13 protein-coding genes and 1 pseudogene are annotated in these 15045 nt (G+C 57.8%); 9 read left to right on the top strand and 5 right to left on the bottom strand.

Annotated features, from left to right (window positions below; genetic code table 11):
- Positions 1–8: 8 nt before the first annotated feature.
- The gene (locus HMPREF2692_RS04190; RefSeq protein WP_070822855.1) at positions 9–674 is read right to left on the bottom strand and encodes a LysE/ArgO family amino acid transporter; all 666 of its coding nucleotides are present in this window, start codon (positions 672–674) and stop codon (positions 9–11) included.
- Between the two features lie 70 nt (positions 675–744).
- Here HMPREF2692_RS04190 and HMPREF2692_RS04185 point away from each other — a divergent pair, with 70 nt between their 5' ends.
- Positions 745–1629, top strand: a complete 885-nt coding sequence (locus HMPREF2692_RS04185; protein WP_061922099.1) for a LysR family transcriptional regulator ArgP — start codon at positions 745–747, stop codon at positions 1627–1629.
- Here the strand turns inward: HMPREF2692_RS04185 and HMPREF2692_RS04180 are convergent.
- Positions 1583–2674: a glutathione S-transferase family protein gene (locus tag HMPREF2692_RS04180; protein ID WP_070822852.1), complete on the bottom strand. Its 1092-nt coding sequence runs from the start codon at positions 2672–2674 to the stop codon at positions 1583–1585. The two genes, HMPREF2692_RS04185 and HMPREF2692_RS04180, sit on opposite strands and share 47 nt — an antisense overlap.
- A 176-nt stretch (positions 2675–2850) precedes the next feature.
- Between HMPREF2692_RS04180 and HMPREF2692_RS04175 the strand changes: the two genes are divergently transcribed.
- The 3 genes from HMPREF2692_RS04175 to HMPREF2692_RS04165 all read left to right on the top strand — a co-directional run bounded on the left by HMPREF2692_RS04175 (position 2851) and on the right by HMPREF2692_RS04165 (position 4670).
- Positions 2851–3804 carry a DoxX family protein gene (locus HMPREF2692_RS04175; protein WP_070822849.1) on the top strand — a complete coding sequence of 318 codons (954 nt, stop codon included), beginning with the start codon at positions 2851–2853 and terminating at the stop codon, positions 3802–3804.
- A gap of 97 nt (positions 3805–3901) precedes the next feature.
- On the top strand, positions 3902–4357 hold the full coding sequence (locus HMPREF2692_RS04170; RefSeq protein WP_061922108.1) for a hypothetical protein: 456 nt from the start codon (positions 3902–3904) through the stop codon (positions 4355–4357).
- Entirely contained in the window at positions 4350–4670 is a 321-nt protein-coding gene (locus HMPREF2692_RS04165) for a transcriptional regulator (protein ID WP_070822846.1), read from the top strand. The genes HMPREF2692_RS04170 and HMPREF2692_RS04165 overlap by 8 nt, the downstream gene beginning before the upstream one ends.
- Here the strand turns inward: HMPREF2692_RS04165 and HMPREF2692_RS04160 are convergent.
- From HMPREF2692_RS04160 to HMPREF2692_RS04150, 3 genes and pseudogenes are all read right to left on the bottom strand, one after another.
- Complete coding sequence (locus HMPREF2692_RS04160) at positions 4625–5893, bottom strand: glycosyltransferase family 87 protein (RefSeq protein WP_070822843.1); 1269 nt, start codon at positions 5891–5893, stop codon at positions 4625–4627. The two genes, HMPREF2692_RS04165 and HMPREF2692_RS04160, sit on opposite strands and share 46 nt — an antisense overlap.
- A gap of 79 nt (positions 5894–5972) precedes the next feature.
- Positions 5973–7826: pseudogene (gene ilvD / locus HMPREF2692_RS04155) on the bottom strand (dihydroxy-acid dehydratase).
- Positions 7827–7842: 16 nt separating this feature from the next.
- A complete protein-coding gene (locus tag HMPREF2692_RS04150; RefSeq protein WP_070822840.1) occupies positions 7843–8415 on the bottom strand; it encodes a PH domain-containing protein in 573 nt (190 codons plus the stop codon).
- Positions 8416–8828: 413 nt separating this feature from the next.
- Between HMPREF2692_RS04150 and HMPREF2692_RS04145 the strand changes: the two genes are divergently transcribed.
- The 5 genes from HMPREF2692_RS04145 (at position 8829) to HMPREF2692_RS04125 (ending at position 15044) form a co-directional block, all read left to right on the top strand.
- Entirely contained in the window at positions 8829–10622 is a 1794-nt protein-coding gene (locus HMPREF2692_RS04145) for an acetolactate synthase large subunit (RefSeq protein WP_070822837.1), read from the top strand.
- On the top strand, positions 10619–11143 hold the full coding sequence (gene ilvN / locus HMPREF2692_RS04140) for an acetolactate synthase small subunit (RefSeq protein WP_070822834.1): 525 nt from the start codon (positions 10619–10621) through the stop codon (positions 11141–11143). Before HMPREF2692_RS04145 ends, ilvN begins: the two co-directional genes overlap by 4 nt.
- A 91-nt stretch (positions 11144–11234) precedes the next feature.
- Positions 11235–12248 (top strand): ketol-acid reductoisomerase, encoded by a 1014-nt coding sequence (gene ilvC / locus HMPREF2692_RS04135; protein WP_070822831.1) that lies wholly within the window; start codon positions 11235–11237, stop codon positions 12246–12248.
- Positions 12249–12346: 98 nt separating this feature from the next.
- Positions 12347–14140, top strand: coding sequence for a GmrSD restriction endonuclease domain-containing protein (locus HMPREF2692_RS04130; protein ID WP_070822956.1), 1794 nt, complete (start codon positions 12347–12349; stop codon positions 14138–14140).
- Positions 14088–15044: a hypothetical protein gene (locus tag HMPREF2692_RS04125; protein WP_070456134.1), complete on the top strand. Its 957-nt coding sequence runs from the start codon at positions 14088–14090 to the stop codon at positions 15042–15044. Before HMPREF2692_RS04130 ends, HMPREF2692_RS04125 begins: the two co-directional genes overlap by 53 nt.
- The last annotated feature ends 1 nt before the right edge of the window (position 15045 follow it).

Raw genomic sequence — 15045 nt, 5'->3', positions numbered from 1 at the left:
AATACTCGCTAATGAAGAAGTAGCTTCGCTGTCAGAACCATCATCACGCAACCGATAGCGAAGTTCACATAACGCCATGTGGTGGGCTTTGCAAGCACAGGCGAAAGCTTGAATGCTCCATAGCCCAGGGTGGGGAACCACACGGCACTGGCCAGCAGCGCGCCGGCGGCAAAAAGCCAGCGCTGCTGGCCATATTGCTGTGCAATGCCGCCAAGCATGACCAATACGTCAACGTATGTCAGGGGGTTGAGCCAGGTCAGTGCCATCGCTCCCATAACGGGCTTTAGCCAGGTGCGTGACTTAAGGCGGGGCGCGGTTATGACGGCAGTAGAGCCGTGGACTGACTGTGGCTGCACCGTGGGCTGAGTGTTTTCGACGACGAGTGCCTCTTGTTCCTTCTTGAAGGCATCGCGGAAGCAGCTAAAGCCAAAGTAAAGCAGGTAGGCCGCACCTAGGTACTTCATGATGACTAGGCCGGTAGGGAACTCTTCCACGAGGACGCCCATGCCGCCGACACCGGCATTGATCAGGATGACGTCGCTAAGCAAGCAGGCGAGGATGATGGCGCTAATGTGATCGCGTTTAACACCCATCTTGATGATGTACGCATTTTGGGGGCCAATGGCGATGATCAGAGATAGACCGAGAAGGAAGCCTGCGAGCAGAATTGACATGAGATTTAGTGTGCCTGAGCAGTGTTCTGAAGTCTAGTTAATGATTCTAAAGCTGATTTAGAATAGCTTCATGAACCCGGTGCATTTGGAAACTTTGCTGGTGATTTTAGAAGAGGGCAGCTTTGAAGTTGCGGCCGCAGTGCTGGGAATCACTCCTTCGGCGGTTAGTCAGCGCATCAAGGCGCTTGAGCAGAAGACGGGCCGTATTCTGCTGCATCGCTCCACGCCTGTTACGGCAACCGAGGCGGGGGAGATTTTGCTGCAGTCGGCCCGGCGCATGGCGTTGTTGCAGGCGGAGACAGACGCCCGTCTGCAGGCCCGGCTAGCTCGCGTGCCGCTTACCGTAGCGGTCAATTCTGATTCCTTGGCCACGTGGTTCAAGCAGGTGGTGCGCGACGTCGCCAAGCGCGGCGAGGTGGCGCTGCGCATCCGCATTGAAGATGAAGCGCGCAGCCTGGCCATGCTGCATCGCGGCGACGTGCTGGGCGCGATCACCCGCGAGCATGCGCCGGTCTCCGGCTGCGAGTCGACCTACTTGGGTTCGCTGCGTTATTTCGCGGTGGCGGCCCCGAACCTGGCTGAAGGGTTTGAGTCATGGGAGACAATGCCGCTGGTGGGATATGGCCCCAATGATCAGATTTTGGACGATGCGATGCGGGAGCGATTTATTGATTCGCATGTCATCCGCGCGCGGGTCTCACAGATTCCTTCTTCCGAGGGCTATCTCGACGCTGTGCGTTACGGCTTGGGGTGGGGCCTAGTCAGTGAGCTGCAGGCGCGGCCGCTTATCGACGCCGGGGAGCTAAAGGTCTTGGATGATAAGCCGATGGACATCGATCTCTACTGGCAGCGCTGGCGCCTGGAGTCAGAGATGCTCGAGCATCTCACCGAGACAGTGATTGCTGCCTCTAGTGTTTTGCGGCAAGTTGGCGCTGGAAGGGCTCAGGATTCTTAATCTCCTCGCCAGCAGGGAGTGGTCCTGGAAGCTGGGTGCCTGCAGCAAAAGGCTGACCGCTAAATCGCCCGCGGTCATGTGGCTGCATGAGCCAGTCCATATTGGGGCCAACCGGGACAATCTTGGTGGGGTTGATTTCGGTGTGGACCATGAAATAGTGCTGCTTGATCTCAGTGAAGTCGGTGGTATTGCCGAATCCCGGAAGCTGGAAGAGCTCCTGCAGGTAGCCGCGGATGTTGGGCATTTCCGCCATCTTGGCCCGCGAGCACTTGAAATGGGAGTAGTAGACGGGATCAAATCGGATCAGCGTGACGAAAAGGCGGATATCGGTCTCGGTGATGTGGTCTCCGACCATGTAGCGCTGGGTGCCCAAGCGCTTTTCAACCCAATCGAGCGCCTCCCAGAGGTCTGCGTATGCCTTTTCGTAGGCATCCTGGGAGCCGGCGAAGCCGCAACGGTACACGCCGTTGTTGATGTTATGGAAGATATAGTCGTTTAGCTCTTCAATTTCGGCAGCGTGCTCGTCCGGGTAAAGATTCGGCGCACCGGCGCGCTGGAATGGTGTCCACTCCTTGATGAAGTCGCGCACCATGGAAGAATAATCATTGGTGACCACGCGCTTCGTTGACTCTTCGACGAGCGCAGGGACCGTGATTCCACGTGGGTAATCGGGGTAGCGGTTGAAGTATGCCTCCTGAAGGCGCGCGATGCCGAGGACCGGATCTACTTCGCCCGGATCAAGGTCGAAGGTCCAGGAGCGGATGTCATGGGTGGGGCCGGCCAGGCCCAAGGAGATGGCGTCTTCCAGCCCCATGAGGCGGCGGGTGATAACGGCGCGGTGTGCCCATGGGCAGGCGCGGGCGGCAATCAGGCGGTATCGTCCGGACTCTAGTGGCCAGCGGAAGGTGCCGTTTTCTTGGGCGGTCACCTCGCTTACCCGGCCGGAGATCCTGTCTTCGATGTAGTTGGTATCGCGGATAAATTCGCCGTCGGGTGAGGCATTTTTAGCGTCGCCGGCCCAGTCGGCTTTTGAATTGGTGCTCATTTCGAGTGGCCCTCCAGTGGTCTGCGCAGTTTTGTATACGTGTCAACAAAGTTTATTTCTCGATGGTACATCCTTTAAATGGAAGTGGCCAAGGCGTCGATAAAAATCTATGGCTAGCCCGCGCCGCGCCGTGTGATGTGCAACATTTGCGCTGGGTGCTGCCCTAAGTTTGAAGTATGAGCGATAAGAACGTACCCGATAAAGCAACGAGCTTCGACGACCATCTCGATATCCCGACCTATAACGCCGACGCGAAGGCTGAAGAAAAGCCCACCCGGTCCCGCTTGTTTAAGCGTGCCGGCCGCGCTGAGCCGCAGGAAATTAAGCCGAATGCGCAGACTGTGCCAGAGACGGCCCTCGGGGAGGAAGAGGCTGAGGAAGAGGCTACTGAAACCCGGCAGTTTGAGACGCTGCGTGCGGAGGACCCAAAGACGGAGAAGGTGGAGAAGGTAGAAGAGGTGCCGGAACCTGTCTACGGTGACGAGGACTTTGCTACCACTGCGATGCCGGCTAGCGCGGCTGACCTCGATGAGGATGAAGAATCGGTGGATGAGACTGCTGTCGAGACCAACGAAGACGAGCAGGTACGCCGTGATGGCTACCGCGAGTATGGTCGCCGCGGAACCATTGACTTTGGTCTGCTTTTCGTGCGTATCGCGCTGAGCGCTTACTTGCTTATCGCCGGTGCAACCACCTTCTTCAAGCTCGGTGGTGGCGAGGGGCTTTCCGGTCTGGAAACGGACTTTGCTGATTACGCTTTCGCATCCCCGCTGGCTATCGCGGTTCCGACGATGCAGCTTATCGCTGGCGCCTTCTTGCTGCTCGGACTAGTGACTCCTTTCGCGGCAATGATTGGCCTCGTTGTTACCGGCTTTATGGCACTGCACGAGCTGGCTGCCTCCGGCGCTGGCCTGGATATCTTCAACTGGCCGGATTCCGTCTGGTTGTCGCTGGTGCTGTTCGTTATTGCGGTGGCACTGCAGTTTACCGGCCCGGGCTTTATCTCCTTCGATGCAAAGCGTTCTTGGGCGCGTCGCCCACTGGCTACCTCGTGGATCTTCGTGGTCATCGGTATCGCTGTGCTGGTAGCGCTGTGGTGGTTCGGCGCCGCCGTTAATCCGCTGGCCTAAATCGCTCTTTAGTTTAGGAATCCGCTGGCTCGCATTGGGCTGGCGGATTTTTTAGATCCCCTTGATTTCCATAGTGGAAAGTGTCATAGTTTCTTATATGGAAAACAAGCAGAACTCCGATGACGTTCTCGAAGCTTTGAACTTCGAGACGCAGGTAAACGCGCGGGCGAGCCGCAAACAAACTTTTCTATATTTTCTGATTGCGATTTTTGGAGCCGGTTCGATCGTCGCGATGAATCTTCTCCCCAAAGGAGCGCCCTTGGCAGCCTTTTTAGTGGTCTTTTTGGTTGTAATATGCGCCATTGCGATTGTTGTGGAGCGTAAAAAGAAGACGCGCCCCGCTCTGCGCCAAGATCCCCTCAACCAGCCCAAGGCGGATAGGCGCTATATGTTGGGCGTGTTCATTATGCTAAGCCCGATGCTTTTCAACCCGTTTATTAAGGGCAATGTCGTTGCGGTGGTCGTTGTGGCCGCGGTCTGGGCGTGCGGAGCTTTTTGGGCACTGCAAAGCGGTGCGCTGGATTTGCAGAAGCGAGCAGTGGGCAATGCCTGAGCTTCATCCGGTGATTCACCCGATTAACCGCTTTAAGATTTGTGCCACGCTCAATGCTTATGGCGCAGCGGATGCCACGATGCGCATGGAGATGCGCTTTTCCTCGCTGCGTGATGAGACGGGGCTTTCCGACGCTACGCTGTCCAAGCAGTTGAATACGCTAGAGGAGGCAGGGTTGGTCAGCCGTTTTAGAGAATATGGTTCCTCGCGGTCGAAGGACACCGTGTGGGTGACGCTGACTGCCGAAGGCCGCGAGGCCTTTGCAAATCATTTAGCGGCTCTGCGCGAAATGGCAGGCGAGGCCGCAACGTAGCGCAGGCAGTAGGCAAAGAGTGCTACGGCCATGAAGGTGAGCCAGACGAAGTCGTCGACCAAGAACTTCTGATAGTAGGGCTGGCTGTGAACGTCGATGGAATCGCCGAACCACCACTTCGGCGGGACGGATACAACCATGGCGATCCACGCCGTCATTACCGCGAGGAGAAAGCCCGCAACCCAGGTGTGGTTGCGCCAAGTCCATGCGCGGTAGGTAAAGACCGGGATGATAAGCGCCAGCCAGACCCAGTGGTGTGACCACGAGACAGGGGAAATCAGCAGCATGACGAGGGCGGTGACCAACTGGGCGTCGACAAGCATGTTGCGTTTCAAAAGAGCCAGGATAAGGCGTGCGCCAATCACAACCACCGCGAGGGAGCCGACCAACCAGATGAGGTTGATCAGGGTGCTGTTGTTTTCCATTGCCTCCGTGGAGGTATAAAGGCGCTGGACCACCGCCTTGAGCGAGCTATTGGACTGGTAATCCGTGGCCACGCCGAAATCCGCGCCGGAGCCCATGTCGAGCAGCTTGGAGGTGAAAAACTCCTCGAAGGCCTGCCAGCGCACTGCGCCGGCGATGAGGGTGGCCGCGGTTGCTGTGCCGATCGCAACGAAGATCGGCTTCAGTTCTTTGCGCAGCAAGAAATAAAGGAGCATCGCCAGCGGAGTAATCTTGATGGCGGCAGCCAATCCGATGAGGATGCCCTGCGGCAGAAAACGCTTGCGGGGTACCAGATCGAGGACAACTAATGCCATCACCACGATGTTGACCTGGGCAAAGCCATTGTTGAGGCGAATCGGCTCAAATGCCAGGGTAGCCGCCCAACACAGCGCAACGACGGGAAGCAACAGGTCTTGACGCTTTAAAATCGCGCGGAATACAAAATAGAGGCAGACCAGAAGCAGCAGGTCTGACAGGATGTTCATGATGTCGCCGGCTAGATCGTGGGTGATCCAGTCGGGCGCAGTAAGCGGGACCATCGCGAGCGCGCCGAAAGGTGGGTAGATAAAAGGCAGCGCAATGTCACCGGCCATCATTGGCTCGGAGTAGAGCGAACGTCCCTCGATGTATGCCTTGACGCCTTCGCGGTAGATCACCATGTCGATGGGGAAGTCGGTCATACGCGTGTGCTTGACCATTCCAATGGTTCCGGCAATTAGTCCGAAGAGGGTCAGCGCCCATTTGGCCGCCGATGCAGTCGTAGTATTCGCGGATTTCATCGGAATCAACAATAGGACACTTTCGCCCATGCGCTGCGTAGGACGTGGCGCATGGGCGAAGTTAGTGTGATGATTTGGGCTAATTCACGTGTCCATCGACCACGCGGACTGCGCCGCGGTCGGCCGAGGTGGCCATCGCCGCGTAGGCGCGCAGTGCCTTGGTGACGGGGCGATTGCGGGAGACGGGCGTCCAGGGTTTTTCGCGGGACAGCTGCGCTTGGCGACGGCGCTCAATTTCTGCCTCATCAATGTCCAGGGTGAGCTTGCGCGCGTGGATGTCGATGGAAATCTGATCGCCATCTTCGACCAAGCCGATGAGTCCACCGTGTGCGGCCTCCGGGGAGATGTGTCCGATGGAGAGTCCGGAGGTGCCGCCAGAAAAACGACCGTCGGTAATCAGCGCGCATGCCTTGCCGAGACCCGAGCCCTTGAGGAAGGACGTCGGGTGCAGCATCTCCTGCATGCCGGGGCCACCGGAGGGGCCTTCGTAGCGGATGACGATGACATCGCCAGCCTTGATCTCGCGGCGCAGGATGATAGAGACGGCTTCTTCTTGGGACTCCACCACGCGGGCCGGGCCGGAGAACTTCCACAGTTCTTCCTCGACACCCGCTGCCTTAACGATGGCGCCATTCGGAGCGAGGTTGCCGCGCAGGACCACGAGGCCACCGTCGGAGGAGTAAGCGTACTCTGCATCATGGATGCAGCCATTGGCTTGGTCGGTATCCAGCGACTCCCAGCGGTTGGATTGGGAGAAAGGTTTGGTGGTGCGCACGCCACCCGGTGCGGCGTAGAAGAGCTCGCGGGCCTTGTCCAGAGCCTTGTCGTTACGGATGTCCCAGTCGTCCAACCACTGTTCAGCGTTGTCGTAGAGCGCGGTGTGCACCTTCAGGCTGAGGTGGCCAGCGCGACGCAGCTCACCAAGGATGGCGGGGATGCCGCCGGCACGGTGGACGTCTTCGATGTGGTAGGTGCCGTTGGGCGCCACCTTTGATAGGCACGGTACGCGGTAGGAGATCTCGTTGATGTCCTCCAAAGTGAAGTCCACCTCGCCCCCCTGTGCTGCGGCGAGAGTGTGCAAGATGGTGTTGGTGGACCCGCCCATCGCCATGTCCAATGCCATGGCGTTGCTAAAGGCTTCCTACGTTGCGATGGCGCGCGGCAGCACGGAATCGTCCTCTTCACCGTAGTAACGGCGACACATGTCGACGATGGTGGTGCCTGCCTTTGTGAAAAGCTCCTTGCGCGCGGTGTGGGTTGCCAGAGTGGTGCCATTTCCGGGCAGCGCTAGACCTAAAGCTTCGGTAAGGCAATTCATCGAGTTGGCGGTGAACATGCCAGAGCATGAGCCACACGTCGGGCACGCGGATTCCTCGATGGTGCGTAGGTCGGAGTCTGAAACTGCCTCGGATGCCGAGGCGGTGATGGCAGTAATGAGATCCGTCGGTGCGTGCGCAATGCCATCGACGACGACTGCTTTGCCTGCCTCCATGGGGCCACCGGAGACGAAGATGGTGGGGATATTGAGACGAAGAGTGGCATTGAGCATGCCCGGGGTGATTTTGTCGCAATTAGAGATGCATACCAAGGCGTCCGCAGTATGCGCGTTGGCCATGTACTCGATGGAATCGGAGATGATCTCGCGCGAAGGCAGGGAGTAGAGCATGCCTCCGTGGCTCATGGCGATGCCGTCATCAACTGCGATGGTGTTGAATTCCTTGGGGACGCCACCAGCGGCGCGGATTGCATCCGCTACGATGTCGCCGACGTTTTTAAGGTGAACGTGTCCGGGCACAAACTGTGTATAGGAGTTTGCGATCGCCACGATGGGTTTGCCGAACTCATGTTCTTGGGTGCCGGTTGCGCGCCAGAGCGCTCTGGCGCCAGAGGCTTGCCTGCCTACGGTTGTAACTTTAGAGCGCAGCGGATACATGGGGAGTGGGTCATCCTTACTTCTTAGTGCGACCAGCGTCTTTCCTGAGCTCCGGGTGCTTTGCTAGATGGCGGGCGTACTCTTCTTTGCTCATCAAGACTTGTTGGCCGTCGCGGTGGACCACCACGACTTTCTCGTCGGCCGCCTCGCGCCCGGCAGTCAGGGCGTCGGGAATGCGGCCACGCGAAGCCTTAGAAAGCTCAGGCAGAGAATTGAAGGTGATGCCGGGAAGGGAGTACTGCTTACCCGACTTCGTGCGCGCAAAGGCGTGTGCACGCTGGAAGCCGATACCAGAGAACTCTTCCCAAGGGATGGTCTTGGAGCCTTTGAACGCGTAGCTAATGGCGATGCCTTTTTCGCTCACGCGGGTGCGAGACTTGAGAACCCACCAGATTCCGAGGATGGGGATGATGAGCAGCCATCCCAGGTATTTTGGGGCCCAACCGATGCTGAGCAAAGCGATGGCGGAGAGGAAGATAATTCCTAAGATGTGGTCGCGTGCGGGTGTGAATACCTTTGCCTGGGCGTGGGTGGCCTGGGTGTCCGCGGTAGATGCGGAGTCAGCTTTCCGTGGGTGAGATGGCGTCATAGCTGCCTATGCTAATTCACATGGATAGTGCTGTGTAAACCGCCTCACCAGAACAATTCCATTTCATGGGATGCACATCCCAAAAATGGGGGTATTTGCCGCATCCTGAATACCTGTATGTGTATAGTAATTGCCATGATCATTATTCGACTTCAGCTAGTAGTACCGGCGCGGCGTTTGCCGCATCGAGTCGCCGAGCAACTTCTTTAGCGACGTCGAAAAGCAAACGCCCTCGCCAACTACCTACCAGGCAGTTGGAACGAGGGCTTTTGTTATTTCTGGTCAGCTTGTAAGCCTCGTCGCCGCACCCTGGGCGCTGAAAGCTTAAAGACTCCTCGCCACCCATTGGGGAGAAAACTCAAAAGATACCGAGACCAAGTAAAAGGAGCGTTTTAGAAGTGGCTGCTACAAAAATGCCGACACCGGCAACGGTGGCCTCTGCATTGCAGGGGAAACCGGCAACGCTAAGTGGCGCTGAGGCCATTGTTCGGACCCTAGAGGATCTTGGTACTGAGATTGTTTTTGGTATCCCAGGCGGCGCAGTTCTGCCACTCTACGATGCGCTGAACCGTTCTGCGAAGCTGCGGCACGTGCTCACGCGTCATGAACAGGGTGCGGGTCATGCCGCTGAGGGATACGCGCAAGCTTCAGGGAAAGTGGGCGTTATGATCGCAACGTCTGGCCCTGGGGCGACCAACTTGGTGACGCCGCTTGCCGACGCCAACCTTGACTCCGTGCCGGTGGTGGCCATTACGGGGCAGGTGGGCACTGGGCTCCTTGGCACCGACGCCTTTCAGGAAGCGGATATCAGGGGCGTGACGATGCCGATTACCAAGCACAACTTCATCGTCACCGATCCGCAGGAGGTCCCCACTGCCATTGCTGCGGCCTTTCATTTGGCGTCCACAGGCCGGCCTGGTCCGGTCCTGGTTGATATTCCTAAGGACGTGCAAAATGCGCGGGTGGCGTACAAGTTTCCGCCGGAAATTGATCTGCCAGGATACAAGCCCAACACCATTCCGCACCCGCGGCAGATTACGCAGGCCGCCCAGCTGATTGCTTCGGCGAAGGCGCCGGTGCTGTACGTCGGCGGTGGCGTAATCAAGGCCAATGCTGCGCAGGAGCTAAGGGAGTTTGCGGAGCTTACTGGTATCCCCGTGGTTACTACCCTCATGGCCTTGGGAGCATTCCCGTCTACGCACCCGCAATTTTTCGGTATGCCCGGTATGCACGGAACTGTATCTGCGGTTGCCGCCCTGCAACGAGCGGATCTTCTGATGGCGGTCGGCGCGCGCTTTGATGATCGAGTTACGGGAGAAGTGGCAACCTTTGCTCCGCGTGCGCAGGTGATCCACGCTGATATTGATCCAGCCGAAATAGGCAAGATTCGTGCGGCCGAGGTACCCATCGTTGGCGATGCTAAAGAGGTGCTGATCCAGTTGCGGCAGGCTTTCGTTCGGGACGATCAATTAGCCGTGCCCGAGATTGGGGAGTGGATGAGTTATCTGGCGGGGCTGCGCGAGCAGTTCCCGCGTGGCTACGAGCCGACCCCGGATGGGGCGATGAATCCGCAATATGTGATTGAGCAACTCAGCGAACTTGTTGGACCTGAAGCCATTTACTGCTCGGGAGTTGGTCAGCATCAGATGTGGTCGGCTCAGTTTATTGACTTTGAGCATCCACGTACGTGGCTGAATTCTGGTGGCGCGGGAACGATGGGCTATTCGGTCCCTGCGGCGCTGGGGGCAAAGGCTGCCTGTCCAGATAAAGAGGTGTGGGCAATTGATGGTGATGGATGCTTTCAGATGACCAACCAGGAATTGGTCACTGCCGCCATCGAGGGGCTGCCATTTAAGGTGGCCGTCATAAACAACGGCAACCTGGGTATGGTGCGCCAATGGCAGACCCTTTTCTATGACCGGAACTACTCGCACACCAAGCTGCGCGAGCCTGACGAGTATCTGCCGGACTTTGTCCAACTGGCCAAGGCTCTTGGATGCGAAGCGATTCGGGTGACCACTCCGGAAGAGATGGCACCTGCCATACGCAGGGCGCGGGAGATAACTGACCGGCCGGTGGTCATCGACTTCATCGTGGGGCACGATGCGCAAGTGTGGCCCATGATTGGCGGTGGCGCTTCCAATGAACAAATTGAATACGCGCGGGGTCTGCGCCCATTGTTTGAGAAAGCTGGGGAAGAAAAGTGAGTCAGGTAGCAACGAATGAAGTTACTCGCCATACCCTGTCGGTATTGGTCCAGGACATCGAGGGAATAGTCTCGCGCGTGACCGGTATGTTCACGAGGCGCGGCTACAGCTTAGTTTCCCTCGTCTCGGCGCGCACCGAAGTGGAGGGGATAAACCGGCTTACCATCGTGGTTGATGCCTGCGACGTCATTATCGAGCAGGTGACCAAGCAGCTGAATAAGATCGTGCCGGTTCTCAAGGTGGTGGAGCTGGAAGAAGAGGCAAGCATCGTCCGCGCGATCATGCTGGTGAAGGTCAATGCTGACAACACGAACCGCCCGCAGGTTGTGGATGCGGTGAATATTTTTAGGGCCCGCATAGTCGACGTCGCGCAAGAGTCGGTTGTCGTCGAGGCAACCGGTACGCCGGGTAAGCTACGAGCATTGCTCGACGTCTTGGAGCCGGTTGGCATCCGGGGACTAGCGCAGTCTGGCCACGTGGCGCTGGGGCGCGGGCCTAAGACTCTGGCCCCCTCCAAATAAGAATCTCACAACACGAACATTCAATCTCACAGTGTGGTACAAGTGGACTTAGGTTCCACACCCATCATTGACACAGTAAGGAATTAAAGAAATGGCAATCGAGACTTTTTACGAAGCCGACGCTGACCTGTCCATTATCCAGAATCGAAAAGTCGCCGTCATTGGTTATGGCTCTCAAGGCCAGGCGCACGCGCAGAACCTGCGCGACTCCGGCGTGGAGGTTGCTATCGGCCTGCGCGAGGGCTCTTCATCTCGAGAACAGGCAGAAGAAGCTGGCTTTCAGGTTATGAGCAACGCTGAGGCTGCGAAGTGGGCCGACGTCGTCATGCTGCTTGCTCCGGATACCTCGCAAGCGCAGATTTTTGCCGAGGATATTGCGCCCAACCTGGAGCCTGGCAACGCGATCTTCTTCGGCCACGGACTCAATATTCACTTCGGTCTCATTAAGCCGGATGAGTTCATCACGGTCGGCATGGTTGCGCCGAAGGGGCCGGGCCATCTGGTGCGCCGCCAGTTTATCGACGGCAAGGGCGTGCCTTGCTTGATTGCAACGCAGCAGGACCCGCGTGGGGAAGGCCGCGATCTGACGCTATCCTACGCTGCCGCTATTGGCGGTGCTCGTGCCGGCGTCATTCCAACGACGTTCAAGGCCGAGACCGAAACCGATCTCTTCGGCGAGCAGGCGGTTCTGTGTGGCTCCCTCGAGCAGTTAATCATGTATGGTTTCGAGACGTTGACCGAAGCGGGCTACGAGCCGGAAATGGCTTACTTTGAAGTCCTGCACGAGATCAAGCTCATCGTGGACCTCATTTACGAAGGTGGCCTGAGCGCCATGAATCATTCCATTTCTGATACGGCTGAGTTTGGCGGTTACCTGGCGGGTCCTCGCATCATCGACGCTTCCGTGAAGGCACGCATGAAGGATGTGCTGACTGACATTCAGAACGGCACCTTTGTGCGACGCTTGGTCGCGAACGTTGAAGGCGGCAACAAGGAACTGGAAGATATGCGTGCCAAGGCTGCCCAGCACCCAGTGGAGGAGACCGGTACGAAGCTGCGTGAGCTCATGAGCTGGGTGCAGACGCCGGCGCAGAGCAGGTTCTAGAACGCCATAGGTGTGGCTTTGGTGTCTGAATGATTGCGAATATGTGAGATATATTTCTGGACGGGCAATGCCGTGTGAGCGCGGGTACTGTCGAAGTTATGGGTTTTACGACGCCAAGCTACGACCTCAATGACCTCTTCGCACGCATTGACCGCGGCGATATTCAGCTTCCTGACTTTCAGCGCTCATATTCCTGGGACGAGGATCGCATCCGTTCCCTCATTGTCACGGTGTTGCGCGGATATCCCATAGGCGCGCTCATGGCGCTGGATACGCGCAACGAACCCATGCGCTTCCAGCCCCGGGCGCTTGCAGGCGCTCCCGATACCGGCGTCAACCCGGGACTTTTATTGTTGGATGGTCAACAGCGTCTGACCACGCTCTATCACTGCTTCCGCGGCAACGGCTCGGTTGCCACTACCGACTTCCGTTCGAAGAAGGTCACCCGCACCTTCTATCTGGACTTGCGCAAGGCCATCTCGCATGAAGTTATGCCGGATGAAGCGGTCTTCGCCGTCGATGAGCGCGGTGAGGTTTGCTCCCACTTCGCGCCGGCTATCGAAGGCGCCATCGTGGACCGTGAATCTGCGCTAGGTGCTTGCTGCATTCCGGTATCGGCGCTGCTGAGCGAAGAGGGCACCAGCATGCTCTTCGAGCTGGCCGCAGTCGGCGACGGCATCAACAGGGAGGTCGTCGCGGCCTTTAACAACCGCATCCTGCGTCCGCTTTCTGGCTATAACGTTCCGATGATTCGTCTTTCCCGCGAGACAGCGCAGGCGGGCATTGGCTCAATCTTTGCGCAGGCAAACTCCGCCGGCCTGCAGATGGACGTATTCGATTTGCTCACCGCAGTCTTTGCCTCCGAGGATCCAAAGTTCCATTTGGCGGATGATTGGGCGCTGGTCGAGGCCGATCTGCGCAAGTGCGCGGCGCTTGACGGAATCGGGCGCACCGAGTTTCTTTCTGCGGTCTCGCTATATGTTTCCGGGCAGAAGGGAGCAGCCGGCGGGCAGCGTGAGGATATACTGCAGCTGTCACTGGACGAGTATAAGAATGCCTCGGCAACATTGCGCATCACCTTCCGCGAGGTCGCAGAGTTCTTGGCGGATCGCTGCATCTTGAGCCTGGAGCAGGTGCCTTATAACGAGCAGATCATTCCGTTGGCCGTGATTCTGGCTCGCCTGGCCGGTCGTCGTGGCGTCTTGGCGGATAAGAAGTCCTGGGACCGTTTGAACCGTTGGTTCTGGAGTGGCGTATTTGGTGAGCTTTATGGCTCCTCAGCAGTTATGCTGCGCGCGGCACGCGACGTCGACGAGGTCACCGCCTGGGTTGCTGGCGATACCGAGGAGATGCCGAAGACCGTGAAAGATGCTTCCTTCCGCGAGTCCCGCCTGCTTTCGGTGGGTGAGCACGACGGAGTCTGGCACGGTCTCTATGCGCTGCTCATGGCCCGCGGTGCACGCGATTGGCGCACGGGTACCGAATTTAGCCGCAAGACTTTCGAGGAGCTCAAGCCGGGCTTTTATCCGGTCTTCCCGCTGAACTGGTGCAAGCGCCATGGCATCAGTGACGTTCTTGCCAACTCCGTTTTGAACCGCACGCCGATGGGCAAGCGCACCGAGGTGGTTCTGGATGGCTATGCGCCGGAGCGCTACCTGCCGCGTGTACAGTCCAAGTCGATCATGGAAGATGCCGAGTTCGATGCCGTACTTTCCTCGCACGAGCTCAACATCGACCTTTTCCGTTCGACTAAGGCCGAGCAATTCTTCGTGGATCGACGTGAACGCTTCGTCGGCATCGTTGAATATGCGCTCGACAAGGAGGTAATCCGCGACGTTGATGAAGCAAACCTCTCTGGCGGTGAGGAAGGCCCGCGAGCTTTTGGGCGTTAAGAAGGTTCTCGCGGCGTCGTTAACCGCGCTTATGCTTCCCACGCTTTATGCATGCTCTGACATAGGGCGTGGGGAAAAGCTCGTCACGCCTGCGTTGGCGGAGATGTCAGAAGAAGACATCGATTTGATGCGTGCACATGCGGAGAATACGAACCAGCTTATTGACCCGAAATTCGTCGATAAAGTGACGGTGGTTCAGGACGAATGGGGTATTGAATCAGCGCGGCTTTTCTTTAATAAGTCGCATACCTTGTTCGTGGCGGAAAATTCCGACGCGGCAAAACTGCGCGCGGCATCAATTGCTATCGCGCAGCGTGCGCCGATGGTGGTCTACGACGATTCCAACCGCAGCGAGATTCTGCGCTTGGTCGACGACATCGGTGCGGGCCTCGTGGTGACTGTGGGAGATGTTCCCTTCGCCGATACTTTCCATCCGGGCCATGAGCACGAACATCAATTTGTCCATGACCCGGGAAACACTAAGGCGCTGGGAGAATACACAGCCTATTCATTTACCTCGAAGGTGATCGCGAATCCTGCACGCATGGTCGAGGAAGTAGCGAGACTGGATGCAAACGACCGCTTCGAGCTGAAGGCAGCATGGCAGCCGCTGCCGCAGGAGATAACCCACGAGAAGATGCCGGCTATTCCTGGCCAGACCCGCAGGGACGGGCAGATGGCGCCGAACATCGTTGCCACGGCGCAGACTCCGCTGGTCAATGTTGCCAACGCCAACGCATATGGCGGCACCATTCTGATGATGCCGGACCCGGATCCCACGGCAACCAAGGTGGGCGCGGCCATGGTTATCGGTCTCGAAAACGGGCCAGTAGTGGCCCTCGGCCCCGAATTCGGTCAACCGAAAGAATTTAGCGAAAAAATCGCTCAAGGCTGGCAGGGATAAA

The organism is Corynebacterium sp. HMSC036D03 (assembly GCF_001836185.1).
GTDB classification, from domain to species: domain Bacteria; phylum Actinomycetota; class Actinomycetes; order Mycobacteriales; family Mycobacteriaceae; genus Corynebacterium; species Corynebacterium simulans.
Note: the sequence above shows the minus strand (reverse complement) of the source record. Positions and strands in the feature narration are given on the sequence as shown.

What these genes read in the sequence shown, in the direction of transcription:
- ilvC (WP_070822831.1), top strand. Translation starts at nt 11,235, where the DNA reads ATGGCAATCGAGACTTTTTACGAAGCCGACGCTGACCTGTCCATTATC.
- HMPREF2692_RS04190 (WP_070822855.1), bottom strand. Translation starts at nt 674, where the DNA reads ATGTCAATTCTGCTCGCAGGCTTCCTTCTCGGTCTATCTCTGATCATC.
- HMPREF2692_RS04160 (WP_070822843.1), bottom strand. Translation starts at nt 5,893, where the DNA reads ATGAAATCCGCGAATACTACGACTGCATCGGCGGCCAAATGGGCGCTG.
- HMPREF2692_RS04180 (WP_070822852.1), bottom strand. Translation starts at nt 2,674, where the DNA reads ATGAGCACCAATTCAAAAGCCGACTGGGCCGGCGACGCTAAAAATGCC.
- HMPREF2692_RS04125 (WP_070456134.1), top strand. Translation starts at nt 14,088, where the DNA reads ATGAAGCAAACCTCTCTGGCGGTGAGGAAGGCCCGCGAGCTTTTGGGC.
- HMPREF2692_RS04150 (WP_070822840.1), bottom strand. Translation starts at nt 8,415, where the DNA reads ATGACGCCATCTCACCCACGGAAAGCTGACTCCGCATCTACCGCGGAC.
- HMPREF2692_RS04130 (WP_070822956.1), top strand. Translation starts at nt 12,347, where the DNA reads ATGGGTTTTACGACGCCAAGCTACGACCTCAATGACCTCTTCGCACGC.
- HMPREF2692_RS04175 (WP_070822849.1), top strand. Translation starts at nt 2,851, where the DNA reads ATGAGCGATAAGAACGTACCCGATAAAGCAACGAGCTTCGACGACCAT.
- HMPREF2692_RS04170 (WP_061922108.1), top strand. Translation starts at nt 3,902, where the DNA reads ATGGAAAACAAGCAGAACTCCGATGACGTTCTCGAAGCTTTGAACTTC.
- HMPREF2692_RS04165 (WP_070822846.1), top strand. Translation starts at nt 4,350, where the DNA reads ATGCCTGAGCTTCATCCGGTGATTCACCCGATTAACCGCTTTAAGATT.
- HMPREF2692_RS04185 (WP_061922099.1), top strand. Translation starts at nt 745, where the DNA reads ATGAACCCGGTGCATTTGGAAACTTTGCTGGTGATTTTAGAAGAGGGC.
- HMPREF2692_RS04145 (WP_070822837.1), top strand. Translation starts at nt 8,829, where the DNA reads ATGCCGACACCGGCAACGGTGGCCTCTGCATTGCAGGGGAAACCGGCA.